At 37.4% G+C, this 15,467-nt stretch carries 30 protein-coding genes and 1 tRNA gene; 2 read left to right on the plus strand and 29 right to left on the minus strand.

Annotation, left to right across the window (positions count from 1 at the left end; translation table 11 throughout):
* Window positions 1-2: 2 nt before the first annotated feature.
* The 3 genes from ACLV7H_RS06015 to ACLV7H_RS06025 form a co-directional block, all read right to left on the minus strand.
* Window positions 3-1,718, minus strand: coding sequence for a terminase large subunit (locus ACLV7H_RS06015; protein WP_411866653.1), 1,716 nt, complete (start codon window positions 1,716-1,718; stop codon window positions 3-5).
* A gap of 11 nt (window positions 1,719-1,729) precedes the next feature.
* Entirely contained in the window at window positions 1,730-2,197 is a 468-nt protein-coding gene (locus ACLV7H_RS06020; protein WP_411866654.1) for a phage terminase small subunit P27 family, read from the minus strand.
* Window positions 2,198-2,417: 220 nt separating this feature from the next.
* Complete coding sequence (locus ACLV7H_RS06025) at window positions 2,418-2,753, minus strand: HNH endonuclease (RefSeq protein WP_411866655.1); 336 nt, start codon at window positions 2,751-2,753, stop codon at window positions 2,418-2,420.
* Window positions 2,754-2,851: 98 nt separating this feature from the next.
* Here ACLV7H_RS06025 and ACLV7H_RS06030 point away from each other — a divergent pair, with 98 nt between their 5' ends.
* Both ACLV7H_RS06030 and ACLV7H_RS06035 read left to right on the plus strand, forming a co-directional pair.
* Window positions 2,852-3,037, plus strand: coding sequence for a type II toxin-antitoxin system HicA family toxin (locus tag ACLV7H_RS06030; protein WP_411866656.1), 186 nt, complete (start codon window positions 2,852-2,854; stop codon window positions 3,035-3,037).
* A gap of 55 nt (window positions 3,038-3,092) precedes the next feature.
* Window positions 3,093-3,470, plus strand: coding sequence for a type II toxin-antitoxin system HicB family antitoxin (locus ACLV7H_RS06035; RefSeq protein WP_411866657.1), 378 nt, complete (start codon window positions 3,093-3,095; stop codon window positions 3,468-3,470).
* A 73-nt stretch (window positions 3,471-3,543) separates the two neighbouring features.
* Here the strand turns inward: ACLV7H_RS06035 and ACLV7H_RS06040 are convergent.
* The 26 genes from ACLV7H_RS06040 to ACLV7H_RS06165 all read right to left on the minus strand — a co-directional run bounded on the left by ACLV7H_RS06040 (window position 3,544) and on the right by ACLV7H_RS06165 (window position 15,415).
* A tRNA-Trp gene (locus ACLV7H_RS06040) sits at window positions 3,544-3,614 on the minus strand.
* 147 nt (window positions 3,615-3,761) lie between these two features.
* The gene (locus ACLV7H_RS06045; protein ID WP_411866658.1) at window positions 3,762-4,187 is read right to left on the minus strand and encodes a DUF1492 domain-containing protein; all 426 of its coding nucleotides are present in this window, start codon (window positions 4,185-4,187) and stop codon (window positions 3,762-3,764) included.
* Complete coding sequence (locus ACLV7H_RS06050; protein WP_411866659.1) at window positions 4,184-4,378, minus strand: hypothetical protein; 195 nt, start codon at window positions 4,376-4,378, stop codon at window positions 4,184-4,186. The genes ACLV7H_RS06045 and ACLV7H_RS06050 overlap by 4 nt, the downstream gene beginning before the upstream one ends.
* Window positions 4,344-4,607: a DUF3310 domain-containing protein gene (locus tag ACLV7H_RS06055; protein WP_411866660.1), complete on the minus strand. Its 264-nt coding sequence runs from the start codon at window positions 4,605-4,607 to the stop codon at window positions 4,344-4,346. The genes ACLV7H_RS06050 and ACLV7H_RS06055 overlap by 35 nt, the downstream gene beginning before the upstream one ends.
* A complete protein-coding gene (locus tag ACLV7H_RS06060; protein ID WP_411866661.1) occupies window positions 4,604-5,008 on the minus strand; it encodes a YopX family protein in 405 nt (134 codons plus the stop codon). Before ACLV7H_RS06060 ends, ACLV7H_RS06055 begins: the two co-directional genes overlap by 4 nt.
* On the minus strand, window positions 4,992-5,498 hold the full coding sequence (locus tag ACLV7H_RS06065; RefSeq protein ID WP_411866662.1) for a MazG-like family protein: 507 nt from the start codon (window positions 5,496-5,498) through the stop codon (window positions 4,992-4,994). The genes ACLV7H_RS06060 and ACLV7H_RS06065 overlap by 17 nt, the downstream gene beginning before the upstream one ends.
* Window positions 5,495-5,755, minus strand: a complete 261-nt coding sequence (locus ACLV7H_RS06070) for a DUF1372 family protein (protein WP_411866663.1) — start codon at window positions 5,753-5,755, stop codon at window positions 5,495-5,497. The genes ACLV7H_RS06065 and ACLV7H_RS06070 overlap by 4 nt, the downstream gene beginning before the upstream one ends.
* The gene (locus tag ACLV7H_RS06075; RefSeq protein WP_411866664.1) at window positions 5,752-6,042 is read right to left on the minus strand and encodes a hypothetical protein; all 291 of its coding nucleotides are present in this window, start codon (window positions 6,040-6,042) and stop codon (window positions 5,752-5,754) included. Before ACLV7H_RS06075 ends, ACLV7H_RS06070 begins: the two co-directional genes overlap by 4 nt.
* Window positions 6,042-6,770 carry a DUF1642 domain-containing protein gene (locus ACLV7H_RS06080; protein WP_411866665.1) on the minus strand — a complete coding sequence of 243 codons (729 nt, stop codon included), beginning with the start codon at window positions 6,768-6,770 and terminating at the stop codon, window positions 6,042-6,044. The genes ACLV7H_RS06075 and ACLV7H_RS06080 overlap by 1 nt, the downstream gene beginning before the upstream one ends.
* The gene (locus ACLV7H_RS06085) at window positions 6,748-6,948 is read right to left on the minus strand and encodes a hypothetical protein (protein WP_411866666.1); all 201 of its coding nucleotides are present in this window, start codon (window positions 6,946-6,948) and stop codon (window positions 6,748-6,750) included. Before ACLV7H_RS06085 ends, ACLV7H_RS06080 begins: the two co-directional genes overlap by 23 nt.
* Window positions 6,945-7,157, minus strand: a complete 213-nt coding sequence (locus ACLV7H_RS06090; RefSeq protein ID WP_411866667.1) for a hypothetical protein — start codon at window positions 7,155-7,157, stop codon at window positions 6,945-6,947. The genes ACLV7H_RS06085 and ACLV7H_RS06090 overlap by 4 nt, the downstream gene beginning before the upstream one ends.
* A gap of 311 nt (window positions 7,158-7,468) precedes the next feature.
* Window positions 7,469-8,758, minus strand: coding sequence for a VapE domain-containing protein (locus tag ACLV7H_RS06095; protein WP_411867074.1), 1,290 nt, complete (start codon window positions 8,756-8,758; stop codon window positions 7,469-7,471).
* Window positions 8,759-8,799: 41 nt separating this feature from the next.
* Window positions 8,800-9,621 (minus strand): bifunctional DNA primase/polymerase, encoded by an 822-nt coding sequence (locus ACLV7H_RS06100; protein ID WP_411866668.1) that lies wholly within the window; start codon window positions 9,619-9,621, stop codon window positions 8,800-8,802.
* A gap of 18 nt (window positions 9,622-9,639) precedes the next feature.
* On the minus strand, window positions 9,640-10,143 hold the full coding sequence (locus ACLV7H_RS06105; protein ID WP_411866669.1) for a hypothetical protein: 504 nt from the start codon (window positions 10,141-10,143) through the stop codon (window positions 9,640-9,642).
* Between the two features lie 19 nt (window positions 10,144-10,162).
* Complete coding sequence (locus ACLV7H_RS06110) at window positions 10,163-10,978, minus strand: AAA family ATPase (protein WP_411866670.1); 816 nt, start codon at window positions 10,976-10,978, stop codon at window positions 10,163-10,165.
* 10 nt (window positions 10,979-10,988) lie between these two features.
* A complete protein-coding gene (locus ACLV7H_RS06115) occupies window positions 10,989-11,204 on the minus strand; it encodes a hypothetical protein (RefSeq protein WP_411866671.1) in 216 nt (71 codons plus the stop codon).
* Complete coding sequence (locus tag ACLV7H_RS06120; RefSeq protein ID WP_411866672.1) at window positions 11,201-12,190, minus strand: type III restriction endonuclease subunit R; 990 nt, start codon at window positions 12,188-12,190, stop codon at window positions 11,201-11,203. The genes ACLV7H_RS06115 and ACLV7H_RS06120 overlap by 4 nt, the downstream gene beginning before the upstream one ends.
* A gap of 216 nt (window positions 12,191-12,406) precedes the next feature.
* Entirely contained in the window at window positions 12,407-12,868 is a 462-nt protein-coding gene (locus tag ACLV7H_RS06125; RefSeq protein ID WP_411866673.1) for a hypothetical protein, read from the minus strand.
* Window positions 12,861-13,091, minus strand: coding sequence for a hypothetical protein (locus ACLV7H_RS06130; RefSeq protein ID WP_411866674.1), 231 nt, complete (start codon window positions 13,089-13,091; stop codon window positions 12,861-12,863). The genes ACLV7H_RS06125 and ACLV7H_RS06130 overlap by 8 nt, the downstream gene beginning before the upstream one ends.
* Window positions 13,091-13,570 carry a siphovirus Gp157 family protein gene (locus ACLV7H_RS06135; RefSeq protein ID WP_411866675.1) on the minus strand — a complete coding sequence of 160 codons (480 nt, stop codon included), beginning with the start codon at window positions 13,568-13,570 and terminating at the stop codon, window positions 13,091-13,093. Before ACLV7H_RS06135 ends, ACLV7H_RS06130 begins: the two co-directional genes overlap by 1 nt.
* Window positions 13,570-13,911, minus strand: a complete 342-nt coding sequence (locus tag ACLV7H_RS06140; RefSeq protein WP_411866676.1) for a hypothetical protein — start codon at window positions 13,909-13,911, stop codon at window positions 13,570-13,572. Before ACLV7H_RS06140 ends, ACLV7H_RS06135 begins: the two co-directional genes overlap by 1 nt.
* An 11-nt stretch (window positions 13,912-13,922) precedes the next feature.
* The gene (locus tag ACLV7H_RS06145) at window positions 13,923-14,150 is read right to left on the minus strand and encodes a hypothetical protein (protein ID WP_411866677.1); all 228 of its coding nucleotides are present in this window, start codon (window positions 14,148-14,150) and stop codon (window positions 13,923-13,925) included.
* A gap of 138 nt (window positions 14,151-14,288) precedes the next feature.
* Window positions 14,289-14,591 (minus strand): hypothetical protein, encoded by a 303-nt coding sequence (locus ACLV7H_RS06150; protein ID WP_411866678.1) that lies wholly within the window; start codon window positions 14,589-14,591, stop codon window positions 14,289-14,291.
* A gap of 33 nt (window positions 14,592-14,624) precedes the next feature.
* Window positions 14,625-14,879: a hypothetical protein gene (locus ACLV7H_RS06155; RefSeq protein ID WP_411866679.1), complete on the minus strand. Its 255-nt coding sequence runs from the start codon at window positions 14,877-14,879 to the stop codon at window positions 14,625-14,627.
* Window positions 14,880-15,101 (minus strand): hypothetical protein, encoded by a 222-nt coding sequence (locus ACLV7H_RS06160; protein WP_411866680.1) that lies wholly within the window; start codon window positions 15,099-15,101, stop codon window positions 14,880-14,882. It abuts the gene before it with no gap.
* A 2-nt stretch (window positions 15,102-15,103) separates the two neighbouring features.
* Complete coding sequence (locus tag ACLV7H_RS06165) at window positions 15,104-15,415, minus strand: excisionase (RefSeq protein ID WP_411866681.1); 312 nt, start codon at window positions 15,413-15,415, stop codon at window positions 15,104-15,106.
* Between the last annotated feature and the right edge of the window lie 52 nt (window positions 15,416-15,467).

A 15,467-nucleotide genomic window follows, 5' to 3' on the forward strand; every position in this document is an offset into this window, starting at 1 on the left:
TCTCAAAATAGCGAACCTCCTTCCAAGATTTTCTCATTCGTCCAATAACCCGTTCCATCGAACGGTTCTAGGTAACAAGCAGCATAAGCATCTAATAACGCGTCAAGAGGGTCGATTTTATTACTGTTTTTATTTTTATCAATCCTCATACCGTTATTATCGACTCTAGTGTATGCATTGTTAATTGCCATTGTCAGCAACTGATTACTACTGTGTTTGATTTTACCTTGACGGACATCATCGCGGAATTGTTTCGTCGGCATATTCAAGACCATGGTTGTTTGTGGTATCTGAACAAGTGGCCATTCTGGATGTCGTTTCTCAATCATAGTTAGTAGCGAACCGAATTGATAAGGGTCAAAGTAAATACCTTGTAACTCCCAATCATTCTCGTAGACCATTTCCTCGATTTTCTCAAGCACGCGCTCATCATCGATAACCCCACTTTCAAGCATGGTGATCTCACACTCACCCATTCTTTCAAGGTTTGTATAAGAAACACCGTCTCTTTTTTCTTTTGCGATTAAGCCATATTTAGTGGCCACAAAAGAAAAACTATCCGCATACCAATAATCATCCATCATAACCATTGGAGAAATAGAGAATAAGTCGCTAGATCTACCAACATCGACACCTAACCACACTCTACGTTTTTTGGTGTTTGGTTTATCAATCTTTGCACTCGCCCAGCTTTCTTTATCCATGTAAGATTCTTCAGAGGATTGTCTCCACATATTAAAATTCTTAACAAGGACTTCATTGACTGTACCAGTCTCAAGTGATACTTTCCTACGTTTTCGTAGATAGTCCATCATCTTTTTACGTAGTGCTTTTACTTCCAAAATCGGATTTGATTTTATCCAGTTAGCTTCATCTGCAATCTCCTCTTCATTGTCTTGTTCAGCAATGAATGCAAAGTATTCGTCATTCTCAACTTCTTCATCGAGAAGTTTTTCAATATACGCATACTCGATTGTGTGCATTGGCACGTTCAAGTCCAATCCAGCTGTTGAAATAATCAAAATCAATGGATTGTCCAACTGCCCTTGACCAGATTCGAGAAGTTCAATCATCTCATTGGTTTTGGATGCTGCAAACTCATCCAAAATTCCTACATACGGTTCAAATCCATCGACTGCTCCAGTCTCACGACTTAACGCTCGTACATAGCTTTCGTCATTTAAATTTCTGAGTTCATCACGTACTATCTTCGTAGCCTTCCTGATATCTGAATTTTGACTTCTTAAAGCATCCAACTGCTTACGGATCATATCATAGGCTATACGAGCCTGAGAGCGGTCATTTGCCGTACAAAATAACTGACGACTCATTGCAGGGTTCCGACCAAATAAAAACTCGTACAGAGCAATCCCTGCAACGAGAATGGTCTTGCCATTCTTTCTGGCTAAGCTAATTAGTGCTTTTTTAAATCGCCTTATTGATGTGTCGGTTTTTTTTCGCCAACCGTACAAACTCGATAAAATGAATTTTTGAAAATCGGCCAACGGATATGGTTTTCCAGTTTTGACATCTGGGAGCATTTCAATGAAATCTATTGGATTCTTAGCCTTGTCAGGTAAGTAAATGTATGGAAAGTCTTCATCATCCATACGCTTTAAATCTCTTAAATGTCGCTTGCAAGCTTTTATAACTTTCTTACTAGCTTTGATTTCTCCACTTACGACTCTTGAAGCGTACTGATAAGCTACATCTTCCACATAATCACCTCCTAACTACCAAATTTATCAAAAATACTCTCTTTCTTTTCTTCAACTTGTGGCACATATAATTTCATGCGACTGTCCACCGTCAATCCTAACTGAGATGCTGCTTTCATCAAGTTAGTTGTGGCACGCTCCAAGCTATACAACATCTTATTAGGTAACACCTTACCATTATCTGTTTCAATCACATACCCTTCTTTTTGCAATCCACGAGATATCTCTTTATAGATTGCATACCAGGTGCAATAAGTTTCTAGCACTGCACGATCTAGATTTCTTAGGGGTAGCTTTCGCAGATCGTTGATGACTCGTTTATATTCTGCTTTAGCGATTGCATCAAAATGTTTTGGTGGTGTTAATTGCAATGCTTCCAAACCATCAGAAGCCTTGTCCTGTATAGTCTTCTTGGCTATCTTTTCTTCTTTTGTCAAATGACTTTTAGTAGCTTCGACTATCTTCATTTTTCGACCCAAATCGACCACCTCCTTTCTGATTTTATGGTGGTTCAAGATTTCAAAAACGGAATTTTTCGCACAGAAGAGGGCAGCGTTCTTATATCCGAACAATACCTACCCCCGTCTTAAACAGAAGGGGGTGTTTCCGTACATTTTACATCGTATTCCCGACCAATTCACCCTTTTGTATTCTGTTTTATTCGATTTTTGATATCTATTTCTATTTATTACTGCGCAATCAATAAGAATACTTCTCTTTAATTGCTTTTTTATCATTACATTTCTTACAACTTGCTTGAAGATTACTTCGATCTAATCTTCTTGACCAATCTTGTTTGACACTTATAATATGGTCAGTCATGGTAGCTTCATCTCCGCACATCGCACAAATATAATTTGCTTCAAGCAATACTTGTTGACTTGTTCTCTTCCAAACCGACGAGTTATAGAATTGTTTAACCTCTCTATCATACTTCCAACGAGTACGATTGTACTCAGCATATTCTTCGTTGCGTTTATCGAAATCCACTGAGCTTCTTCTGCCATTTAAAATCGTAAGTTTTTGTGGTTTCATCATTCCCTTTCTAAAAAATGTGTATTTTATACACATTTTCTCTTGACATCTATTTTTATTTTGTGTATAATATAAGTATAGAAAGTGAGGTAAAGCAAATGCCGATAACACCTAAACAAATGGTTAAGTTGTTAAAGAAGAACGGTTTTCACAAAGTGTCTCAACGCGGAAGTCATATAAAAATGCGAGACGACAAAGGACATCAAACGACTGTTCCAATGCACAACAAAGACCTAGATAAAGGTACTGAAGATGCCATCTTGAAACAAGCAGGTTTGAAATAATCTGCTTGTCTCTTGACTTGCTTTACCTCCCCTGAACATTAGAAAGGAATATACGATGTTACTCTACCCTGCTATTTTTAAACATGGCGATACAGCCATCACTGTTACTTTCCCAGATATCCCTGAAGCCATCACGCAAGGAAAAGATTTGAACGAGGCCTATCAAATGGCTATTGAAGTCCTTGGATTAGTTCTTGAAGACTATCAAGAATATCCTCAAGCAAGTTCTACTTCTCAAGTCCAGGCTGACAACCCAGACGCAGAAGTCGCTTTGATCAGCATTGATATGAACGCCTATCTACGTAAGTATCACTCCAAAAAAATTCGTAAGAATGTGACTATCCCTGAATGGTTGAATAACCTTGCAGAAGAAAAGAAACTCAATTTTTCTCAGGTTCTCACTGAGGCCCTTGAATCAAAACTTCAAGTTTAAGAGCTACTCTCGTTAGCTCTTTTTTTACAACACAAAAAGCCACACGATTGTGTGACTTAATGAAGACCTCTCACAGACTTTGCAGGAATCGAACCTACGATAACAGTTTTGGAGACTGTTGTGTTACCGCTACACTAAAAGCCTAAAATAACGGCATCAAGGATTGAACCAAAAAAAGACTAAGAGGAAATCACTGGCTCGTCCCTGATACCGTTACAAAAAAATTATTAAAGGAGCCATCAGTTCGTTTTACCGTACTTGCTGACAATACAATAATATCACTTTAAAGTTTCACTTTAGTTCACTTCGTTCACATTTTTTAGATAAGTTTTCAAAGGCAGACTTTCTGATTTTTTGAATAGCTCCTCGGCTATATTTTAGCTTAGCTTCGACTTCATTCCATGTCAGCCCATCAATGAAAAACAACCTCATCACGATATTTTCTACCGGATCGTCTAGTGATTCGATTGCTTGAACTAACTCATCACGTTCTTTATATAAAACTTTAATTTCTTGATAGAGCTGTTCTGTTTTGTCAATAATCGAGATATTAAACTCTTCAGAGTGGTTCGTGTTGCTTTTTGATTTCGGCATGTTGTCAAACTGTTGCCCTCTCAAAATACCTGACTTCAAGCTGATAATTTCTTGATGCTTTGACTTCGCTTTGATATCAATGTACTGTAATGCTTTCAATCGTTGCTTGATATTTATCGTCATTCATCCTCCTCGATTTCAATTAAAATCATTCCTTCGTTTGGATTTTTAAGTCTGTCTCTGTACTTTTGCGATTTGTAAAATGACAAGGTTCCTTTTTTCAATCCAGTCTCTTGACAGATTTGCTTAATCGTCCCGCAAGTGATGAATGTTTCACCATCATAAAGAGCGTATTCTCGATTGTTCCTGCCCATGTTCCATCTCCTCAATCAACCAATCAAGGTTCTTGCGCGCCTTCTTCAAGTCTTCAAGACCATTTTTCTTTTGGAAACGCAATAGATACTTGATAGCATTACCCCAGCACCATGCTGCCTTACCTGGCAGATTGCCAATGAAGTTGTCAATCACTTCAATACTTTCAAGACCTTTTGAGCCTTGATAATGGCTTGGTTTGTTTACATTGTCAATTTTTTCTGGTTTCATTCTTTTCCCTCCAAAAGCTCTGGGCTTTCGTAGATATTGCCAATGATTTCCTCAGCACCAGTCCACGCATATCCAACATTCAATACTTTTAGATATACTGCCGGCATTCCCCCAATAAATGTACCAGCATATTCCTTTTCTATATAGACTTCGTGAGGGCATCCTCTTGTACATTTAATAATATCTCCGACAAAAACCTCCTTGCCGTTTTTGTCAAACAATCCTGTTGACTGCATGAGGATAACATCTTCTCCATTTCGCTCATCTTCAAATTTTAACGGAACTGATGTAGAACCATCGCTAAATTTCCCTATGATTTCCTTTCTGACAAATGAAATCATCAGTATTTCGTTAATCATTTCTTCTGCTAATACATCCCACGCTCTAAATATTGGAATCATCTAACAAATCCTCCTCTTTCACGAAACTTCCGTCAATCCAGCGACCCTTGCGGTCTTTGATTTCCTGGTATGCTAGTTCAAAACATTCATCAAAATCATATCCAAGCGCATTGCTGATTGATTTTAAATAGCAGATTGATTTTACTAGATTGTATCGACAGAAATTTTCACCCTTTTGATTTTGATACAATTGAAACTCGCTAATGTTAGTACTCAGCCATTTAAAATATTCCATCACATCTTCATTTTCGATGAAACCTGATTCCTCAAAAATCTCCTGCACATCCTCTTTAATCAGCAAGACCAGACCAACAATCACGACTGCGCAATCTCCAATGCTATCCTTGGTCAGCTTCTCATTCTTCTTGAGATATCCAGCACATAGCTCTCCAAATTCCTCACTGAGCTTCAAAGACTGCTTGTCTAACCGTCCACCGTTTTCAAGGTCACGGTCAATAAACCATTGTTTTACGTTTTCTAGTGTGTTCAAATCCTCACCTCATCCCCAACTTTCACTTTCTCATACACTTCCTTCGTAACCACGAACACACCGTAATCACGAATTGTGATTGTATATAGCTTTCCGAATTGTCCTTTTCCGACAACACGACCGATTATCTCAGCGCCTTGATTATCAGCTTTATAGATAACTAGCGGCTTTTTTTCTTCTAGATTCCGGATTTTATCCATCTGCCAGATGTTCAATCCAGCAGACAGAAGAATCCAGATAGCTATGAACCGTTTCATTCTGTTTCCTCCTCAAAATAACTATGAAATTTACTTAAATTGACAATAGCGACCTCTTCGACGAAATGTTTTTCGATATCAAAGTCTGGATCATTTTTCTCAAACTCTTTCTTTATAGCTTTTTCCGCTAGAGAAGGTAAAGCGAATATACTTGCTCCGTTTTTTAAGGCAAGCGCTTGACCGTGTTTATTTACTATTCGATAACCCACATCAAACGGTCTGATTTCCCTTGGGATTTTTATGCGCTTACTTTGATTCTTCATTCCTTCTTCAAGTGTTTGTATCATCACTCCACCTCCTCGATCTCAATCCCTGGACAATCGAAAACCCATCCGAAGTTGGCTTCTTCTAGTTCTTTGCGGGTGTGGTATACATATATCGTGTCTTCGTTGTTATCATCTTCAAAAAACCAACATTCTTCTGTTTTGTCGTGAATTAAGACGCTATTTTCAGAAACTCCTTTTACTTCAATTTTATATCGCTTCTCTTTCTCGACCTCGTAGCCGAATTGGTGCATATTAACTAGGGTTTGAAATGGTTTTGTGCCAGCGGTTAGAAACCACCTTTCAAACTCATTAAGTTTAGCGCCATCAAAAACCGATGGAATGTTATAGGCACATCGATACAAATTCGCTTCAAAAACATCCTTATTCTCTTCATACCAATCAGCCACAAACTGCGGGACTTTGACTTTATTCAATTCTTGTCGAATCTTATCAGCATCTTTCAATTGAATACCAACCCATGCTCCCTCAAGTTTGCCTTTCTCGTATCCCTTACGATATTTCATTGAACCGTAGTCATCACCTAGTTCTTTGAGGATGTCATTTAGCCATCTTGTTTGGGTTGTTGGATCAAACCCTCTAATTCGACCAACAACATCTTTTAATTTGAATGGCAACGGTTCTGGTTCGTCTAAAGACCGTAAGTCTTTCAAAACCAAATCAATCGAGGTCAATTTCTTCTTGCTATCTTTAAATTTTTCATAGCGTTCAATCAATCTTTGTACATTCATCTTCCAACTCCTTCAACTGTTTTTTCATTTTTTTCAACTGCTTTTTCAAATACTCTCGGTGCGCTGTCCTATTCTGTGCGACTGCCTTCTCACAAGGCTTTGAGTATTCGATAATATCAGCTTCCGTCTTTTTGATTGAGTGTTTCAATGCTTCAATCATTTGTTTCTTGATGCTCATTCAAACACCTCATTCAAATCCTTTACATATTCATTTTGATTGAATGGTTCATCAGCGATTCTGTCTAAATTGTTTTTCCAAGTCTTTCTTAAAAATATAGACATTCCACAAAATCTACATCGAATCGATTTAGAACCTTCTCTAGCATGCCTTTTATAACACGCTCCAGAAAATGGACATTGTACTTCTACTTTTAATTGATTATTCATTTTTTCTCCATTTTTTACAAAACAATTTTAATGCAACCGTGCAACCGATAGAAAACAAAATTCAAAAAATAAAATTTAAGAATCCTTATTTAATAGGCTTTCTCTTTATATACTATTATTAAATATACTTTTTATAAAATATAGGTTGCATCGGTTGCATTATATAAAAATAGTATAAAAAAGTCAGTGTTATCAAGGGTTTAAGGGTGCAACCGTTCTTTTGATTTATCGGTTGCATATCGGTTGCATGCAACCGTTCTTCTCTCTAGATGCAACCGATGCAACCGATAGAACTTTAAAATGCAACCGATCTATTTTTGTATAATTCTCTTAAAACCTTTTGTATTTTTTCCGCCAATTCGAAATTGTCCCTTTTGCCATTCAGGATGATTGTCCATGATCATGTTGATTTTAGTTGAGAGTTTCTTATCATTTGAATTTCTCATGAACAAGTTATACATCATTTCTCTTGTTGAAACGTTTGTCAATTTGTTTTTGCCAGGTTCAAATTCATTGCTGTTATCAAAATACTTACTTGTATACTGATGTTGCTGTTGAATTGACCAACTTGACCAATTATCGGGAATAGGCATTTCTAAGTATTCAAGCACTTGCAATTCCACTTCATCACGATACATGAACGTCTCGCGATAAACTTCTAGTTCTTCTTCAGTTTTCTTATCAAACATCAAATCAGCACCAGCACGATAGATTGTGACAGCCTCGCCCCAAATTTGCTCGATTGTTTCAGGTTCGATTTCCATAGGATGTTTCTTTTGCTTTTCGATATTTGCGAGCACAGGCAAGAATCGACGTTCGCCCGTTTTATCTTTTAGGTATTCTTTCTGATTTGTTGTGCGTGCGAGTACAAAGTTTTTAGCAAATTCTTCGGTACGCTTCATGTAAGGTTTGCGAAAACGTAAGCTAGTTTTTGAGATAAAAGCTTTCGTTTCAGCGAAACTCATTCGGTTACTAGCAACCATTTCATCGTCATTTACAATCAAAGATTTGAGCATGATGTCATAATTATCTTTGTTCGCAAAATCTGTCACAGCATCGGTATACCAAGCACCACCCAGTTTTTGAAGAAGTGAGGTTTTCCCAACACCTTGACCACCGACCAAATCCAGTACGTAGTCAAATTTAACAAATGGATCATACACTTTAGCGACTGCACCGACTAACCACATTTTAGCTATTTTAGAAACCAAAGGGTTATTATCAGCACCGAGATAGACTTGCAGCATTTGGTTAATACGCTCACGACCATCCCAGTTTTCTGCTGCACGTTCCATATATGCACTAACTGGATTGTACGACCTTTCAGAAAAGAAGGTTTCCATGCCATCCAGCAACGCTTGGTTTGTATAAGCAACCCCTAAGACACTTTCAAAATAAACTTTTACAACCGAGTCAAAGTTAGACGGTAATTCGCCTTTTTTAAAGAAGGTATTTCCTATTTTGATATCCTTTAGTAATTCATGTTCTTGAGAGAATTCATTGTGTTTCAGATAGAGACTTAACTGGTCATCGGCTTTAAATGATGCCAGCACATTCATCGGACTGTTGGCCTTAATTGCACCTTTATCATTTAAAATCATCTTATCTTGTGAATTTATACTTACTACATCACCAATCGTACTCACCTCCTATCTTTCTTAATCATACTTTCAACAGTACGCATCATTTCCTTTTCAGGCAAAGGATTTTGACTATTTGCATTTGCTAGTCTTGCCAATTGAACAACTACTTCATCATCTACTGCTCGATATAATAGACCACCGACAAAACTTGCTAGTTTATCATTTCGCCCACCTTCATCACCAAAACCAACAACGATGGTCTCGAAAAGGTCGGTTGTCTGTGTACGATCTCGTGTGTAAGACCGTCTAGCTAAGTCTCTCAATCCGTCTGTGCCGTCATACCGATAACCGTGTGTCTTGCCATACGCTTTTTTTATGGCTCTGATTAAATCCCTGGAAGGTGTTACAATTGTTCCACCTTCTTTTGATTTTTTTAAATCCCACTCATATTGGCCTTTGTCTGTGGCAGAGGGTGCGACTAACACATAGTTATTTTCGTGGGCTTTGATATCAACACCTGGTAAGAACCCAATCATTTGTGTGATAGGTTCATCATCTCTTTTGAAATAGAATAGATGCTTACCACCATTAGCAGTTTTGGCTTGTAGAGTTGGTTCAATTAAATTTAAATGTTCCCATTTTTTGAGAGACTCAAAACCGTTTGACTTACCATGTTTATCAATATCAATAACAAAGAAGTTGGTTGTTTTTAAAGCAATATTGGCATTAGGAAAGCCATCCCAAAAGGATTCGATTTCACTTGCAGTCATGGCAGGTTTATCAGCAAATTCAATCAATGGCATCTTATTTTTCGGATTGATTGGAATGACTGAAAATCCTAGATTTTGATACTGCAAGGCATAGTCTTTCATAGATGGCATATCTTAACTCCTTAATTATTAGAATGGCAAATCATCGTCTGAAATATCAAGTCCTGCCGTTGTTGGCATTGTGTCTTCTTCAAGGTCGTAGTTGCGGTAAATTTTACCTTTACTTTCTGTTTCAGTGATCACTAGGTTGTAGTAAGAACCAACTGCTTTACGTTGTAGCGCTTCTTCCAAAGCTTTACCATCTTCTTCGTCACCTTGCATATTGTCACCAGAAAGAACCAAAGCCTTGATAAAGAATTTCATTGTACGTTGTACTGCCCAATCCAATTTTTTACCGTTCCATTCGGTCAATGTTCCGAATGTAACGTATTCAGAACGACCGTCATAATCACCACCACGAATTTCAAATTGATAAGCTAAACTTTCCCAACCACTTTCAGCGATATTGAAAGTTGCTTTTTTCAAGATAACTGGATAAGTTCCAGCAGGGATTGGTGCAGGTCCGTTTGCGCTGTCTTTACGTGGGTCAAAGCCTTCTTTTTTGATTGATTTTGCGATATCTAATAAACTCATTTTATTTCTCCTTTAATTCTTAAAATAGTTCTTTAACTGCTGCATCTTCTTTCTTTTTTACTGCTGCAGTCGGTTCGTTGTTTGTTGTTTCAGTTGTTTCGGTTTTTTCAACCTTTTTAGTTTTAGCAGGTGTCAATGCACCACGGATTGTTGTTAAGATTTTCAAGATTTTCTTATCATCAACCTGGTCAGCATAGTAGCTTTTACGCTTACGGTCAACTTCACGATTATAGTTACTTCCAATCTTTTCGGTATGGATCATCAGGTCAGAATTTCCGTTGATAAGGTTCACATACTTATCTTTCAAGCTTGGTTTGTCTTTCGTAGCATTCCCATTATCATCATATTCAGAAATTTGACGACTGATATAGATAACATTCATTGGTAAGGCTTTAAGATCAATCACTAATTCTGTAATTGCTTGATTGAAGAAATCATAACCTTTACCGTATGGAATTTCTGACAAGGATTTCAAACGAGGTTTTCCAGCTGGGGTCAATTCGTCACAAACTGCAATCTTAATCATTTCAATGACATCATCGATTACATCGACTACAACTGTTTCATAAGAATGTTTTTGTGTTTGAAGGGCCAGTAGGATTTCACCTAACTGTTTGATAACTGAATTGGTAATTCGCCCAGAGGTGTCTTTTTCATTCAATAGTTGAATACTTGGTACGCTGTTAGCTTCTGCATTTCCATCCGTATTTAGTACGATAGGGTTTGGAAATTCATTTGCGAGGTAAGATTTACCACTCATGGTTTCACCGTAGATGAAATAGTTGCGAGGGGTGTCTTTTGGAATTTGTGGTTTATTTTCTGGTAATTTAAACATTTACTTCTCCTTAAATTTGATAACCTTCTGGATATTTTGTAGCTAATGGACGATAATTTTTATCAGCAACTTTGCCACATTTTTTGCAAACCATATTTGGAATTACATTGTGATGAAAGTTAGCATCGTCATATCCACTCATTCTTTCAACGTTGCCGCAATGCTCGCATTCATAATCTGCAGTAAAATCTCTGCGATGTTGACTAATAATTTTTTTAATTCTCACTTCATTTCTCCTTTGTAATAAAATTCAATTACATTTACATCATGCTGCTGGCGACTTCCTGTTATGCGCCAAAGCAACTGTCGATAGTCATCGTATTCTCCAGAACCTTCTTCGACTGGATCTAGTACAACGATGGTTTGGTATTTGTGTTGTAGGCCATCCACTCCAACACCTAAAACTTGACTGGTAGCGACCACTATTTGATTATCTAAACCATCTTTGTTGTCTCCAGTCCATATCCCAATGTTTGGATGTCTTTCACGAATAACATTCACAATCTGTTTAGACTTGCTAACAATCAGCATATCGTGTGGTGCTCGTTCAATTATTCCATCAAGCTCTAGCAATAACGGTGTGTCTTTGTTGACTGGTTTCAACTTTGGAAAATCAACATCTACACCAGTTTGGTTGAGGTAGCGTTCGAAGGCGCTCCTTCCAAAAGATTGTTTAGCCATAGCAGTCTTGCCATTTACTGTGACTAGGTTTAACTTCCTAAACTCAGCAAGCTTTTCTGGATTGCCAGGTTCAACTTTCTTTTGGTAAAACTTAATCTCAAAACCGTTATTCTCAACTGCATTTTCAATTTCTTCGATTTCTTCCCACCTAAAGAAATTTGGTAGATTTGAGACATAACTTTCATAATCTCTAAAGTCTTCCCACTTCTCTTTTGAATAACTGAATGGATCATAGACCATTTTCCCATGAGTCTTTTGCCAATCAAACTTATTGTTAGGTGTTGCCCATCCAAAAATTGTTTTTTCAAGTGGGTAGAAGTTTTGACCTTTTTTCCTGATTGGTGTCGCTGAAAGACCTATCGTGTATTTACGCTTTATTTTGCGATATAATGCCACTTGTTTGTCAGACGACATATTCTGCCATTCATCTACTATCAGCACGTCACAGGCTAATTTATGCCCCTTTTTGACTTGATTTTGAAGATATCTATCCGTTTGAATGATAATCTCAACATCTTTGTCAAAATTCATAAACTTGACTGCATCTATCCAACCGTTCAGAATTGCTAGTCTGTTGTTGGTGATGATGATTTTCTTAGCATTTTTATGTTTAGCGATGGCAAGCGCACAAATAGTTTTACCTCTACCTTAACCTCCCAAAGCTTCAAGAAAAATTCCATTGGTTAATCTTGAACTTCGGGACACTGCCTCCTTTTGCCATTTTCTTAAAATAATATTCGTCAAATTTTATACCTCCAAAACTTTCTTTCCGATATCTTTAATTACTTCTTCAATATCATTCCTCATTGCCCAGAATAATCCAAGTCTTGCTGCTGCTCGTACGTCCTGGTGGTGACTTTTTTCAAATTTCCATAAACCTAAGATTTTTAAAAGGTCGTTTGGAATATCTGACTTATAGCCACCGTTATATTGAAGAATGGCATCTGGATAACACAACTGGATATAAGCAATAGTTTCTAACACACTATTGTCTTTTGATCTATCGTTATCTCTGGTTCTAAATTCTTCAACAACCACTACATCAAAATCAAGTGTTTTTCCAATATCATGAAACCACTTAGCAAATCCCTTCATGCCATATTCTACTACCCAGCTATCGACTAACCTCGCATTGTCGAGTAAGACAATTCCTGTTGTTGAAGTTTCAATTTTGTTAGATGACGGATCAATCGCTAGAATTTTAGTCATTTATCGTATCCATATACCTTCCTAGCAATTCTCCGAACCCTGCCAGTTGTTCATCCATTACATCATAATTGTCGATTTTAAAATCTAGTTCGATGCATTGTAAAGCTTGTTCAAAAGTTAAAAAACTATACACTTCACATAGATTACGAGCATGCAATACAATTCGTTCCCCTGGGAAATCTATATTTTCCACCCGTGGTTTTTGGTCGAATAAAGTTCCCATTATTTAATCCTCAAACTTCTACTTTCTTGCAAGGTAGCACCCTTGACTTTCTTACCTGCATTCAGCAATTCCTTGATAGCGTTTTTGTCAGGTTTTTTTGCAATTACAAAATATTTCTTTGGTAGCAAATCCTCATCAATAACTACAGATGGTTGATTTTTTGCCAAATAAACGGTAAATAGCAACCCCTTGACCTTGTCGCGTCCAGTGATTTCAAAAGCTCCCTGTAAGCCAGTTTTAAGCCAAGTGATATCGTTGTCAAGTGACTTATATCTTGCTGTTAAACGGTCAATCTCTTCCTTGAGTAATTTCTTATCTGCTTCTTTGTTCTTGATTACCTTGACTGTGTTTTCAACTTTCTCTTCAAACTGCTCAGTCCAATCAATTGATTCTAAAGTGTCAGTTTTTGTTTCTTCATCTAATCCTTCCATGTCATTGATTCTTTTGAAAGTTCCTGTCAATTCGTAAAGTGTTGGCATTATTTCGTCACCTCTTTCATCAATTTATTAGCTTCCTTAATTAGCAATCGCATAACGTTGCTATCTGTTTCTTTTTCTGCTGCACGAGTCAGCATTTCCACCCACTCACGCCTGGTATCATTCTTCCAATCAACTAGTTCAATGAGTTCTTCTGTTTTACTAAAGTAAGGTGAGTAATCTAAAGACTTATCTTCCAAGCGGATACATTTTCCTGCCTTGATGTCTTTAGCTAAATTTGCCCTCACATTGCTATTTGTTGTACCGACAACCTCAGCTACTTCATCATATGAGGCAGTAGGGTGGTCTCTATAATATTCCCTAATTCGTTCCGCTTGAGTCATGTTTCTTCTCCTTAAATATTCATATTCACATTTGAACTTACATCTTCAATCAACGCTTTAAAATCATTTTGGTATTTATCAATTAGTTGTCTATTGTTATTAACAAAATTTGCAACAACTTGTCCAAGTAATTCTTGAGTTGGAATTCCTTTGATATCAGCTAGTAATTTTACAAATTCTTTTTGTTCCTCAGTCACTTCTGCTCTTAGAAACGACTTTCCTTTATGGTGTAAATCCATTAGTCATACGCCCTTCCTTTAAATTCATTTTTCAAATCATCGCTCCCACATTTAGGGCATTCAATGATTGGGTAACTATCAATGTATTCAAATGTATTTCCACAATCTCTACACCCACACTTCCAGATATACATTCAATCACCCCTTCGGATGTGGTAGTGCGAGCAATTCAGGTTTCAATCCTTCTGGTCGCTCGTTGTCAAATGTGAAGCCTGGAAATGGTTTGCGGATGTTCTCGCGAATTACTCTGCGTTCGGCTTCACGACCTTTCGAAAAAGCTTCTTGACTCGCTCGAATGATGTCTGCATCACGTAGCAGCTGCGCTTCCTTTTCCTTCAACATTCTCTCTTCTCGATTGTGAACGTGGATTCCTGCTCCGAGAAATCCGATTAGTAGTGCGCCAATTCCCAATAATTGGCTTGTTAAAGACGGTTCAAACATTCTGTTTCTCCTTTAAAATTTCAATTATTTTATTCATTCGCCAACTTTCCAAATTCGACAGCGGGATTCCACTCCAGAAGAAGTCTTGTCTTGGAATTCCCAGTCATTGCCATAAACTCCCGCAGCTTCGTATGAAGCTGATTTCAAATAAGCAATAGCTTCTTCTTTCGTCTCGAAAACAGTAGCCGAATAATCTTGCTCTCCGATTGGCAAAAAGTCCTTTCCAATCAAACTGAAATCCTCATTTCCAGTTTCAGTATTCTTGACATAAATCGATATAATGTACATCTACATTTCTCCCTTCAGTCTAGCCTTGATATCAAAATTTTCTTTGTACTTGGAAGCAGCAATCTCCTGCTTCAGGTCGTAAATTTCTTGATTCGCTTCTTGTAGTTTTTCTTGTGTTTCAATTAACGCTTGGTTAAAGTCCAGAGCGAGTACTTTCCAATCGAGATTGGTTTCTTCGACCTCTTCCGAAAAATAGTTTTTTATTCTTGTTAGTAGGTTCATGTTTAGGCTCCAAATTGTTTTTCTCGCTTGATATTCTCAAGCATTTCTGCCAAAGTTTCTTTTTTAGATCGATAACGATTTCTGCTTTTCCATTTAACGAATAATCGAAATCCTTCGTAATTTATAAAGACAATCTTGTGCGTCGGGTTATCAATAAACTGTTTGAAGTCTGGATGATCTCGCATCTCAGTAGCCCAAACTTTCGCAGTAGCAAGGGTCAGCCCCTCCCACATTTGACAGAGGTGTTTGTAGTCGCCATGTGTGGCCTTTTCGTTGACGTCCACAGGTTTATAAGTAATTTCTGCTTTAGGCATGGATTTTCCTCTCTTTCTGTGATATAATTTAGTTAGTTTTTTTGGTAAGCGC

This window comes from Streptococcus oralis, from assembly GCF_965111685.1.
Lineage (GTDB): Bacteria > Bacillota > Bacilli > Lactobacillales > Streptococcaceae > Streptococcus > Streptococcus oralis_B.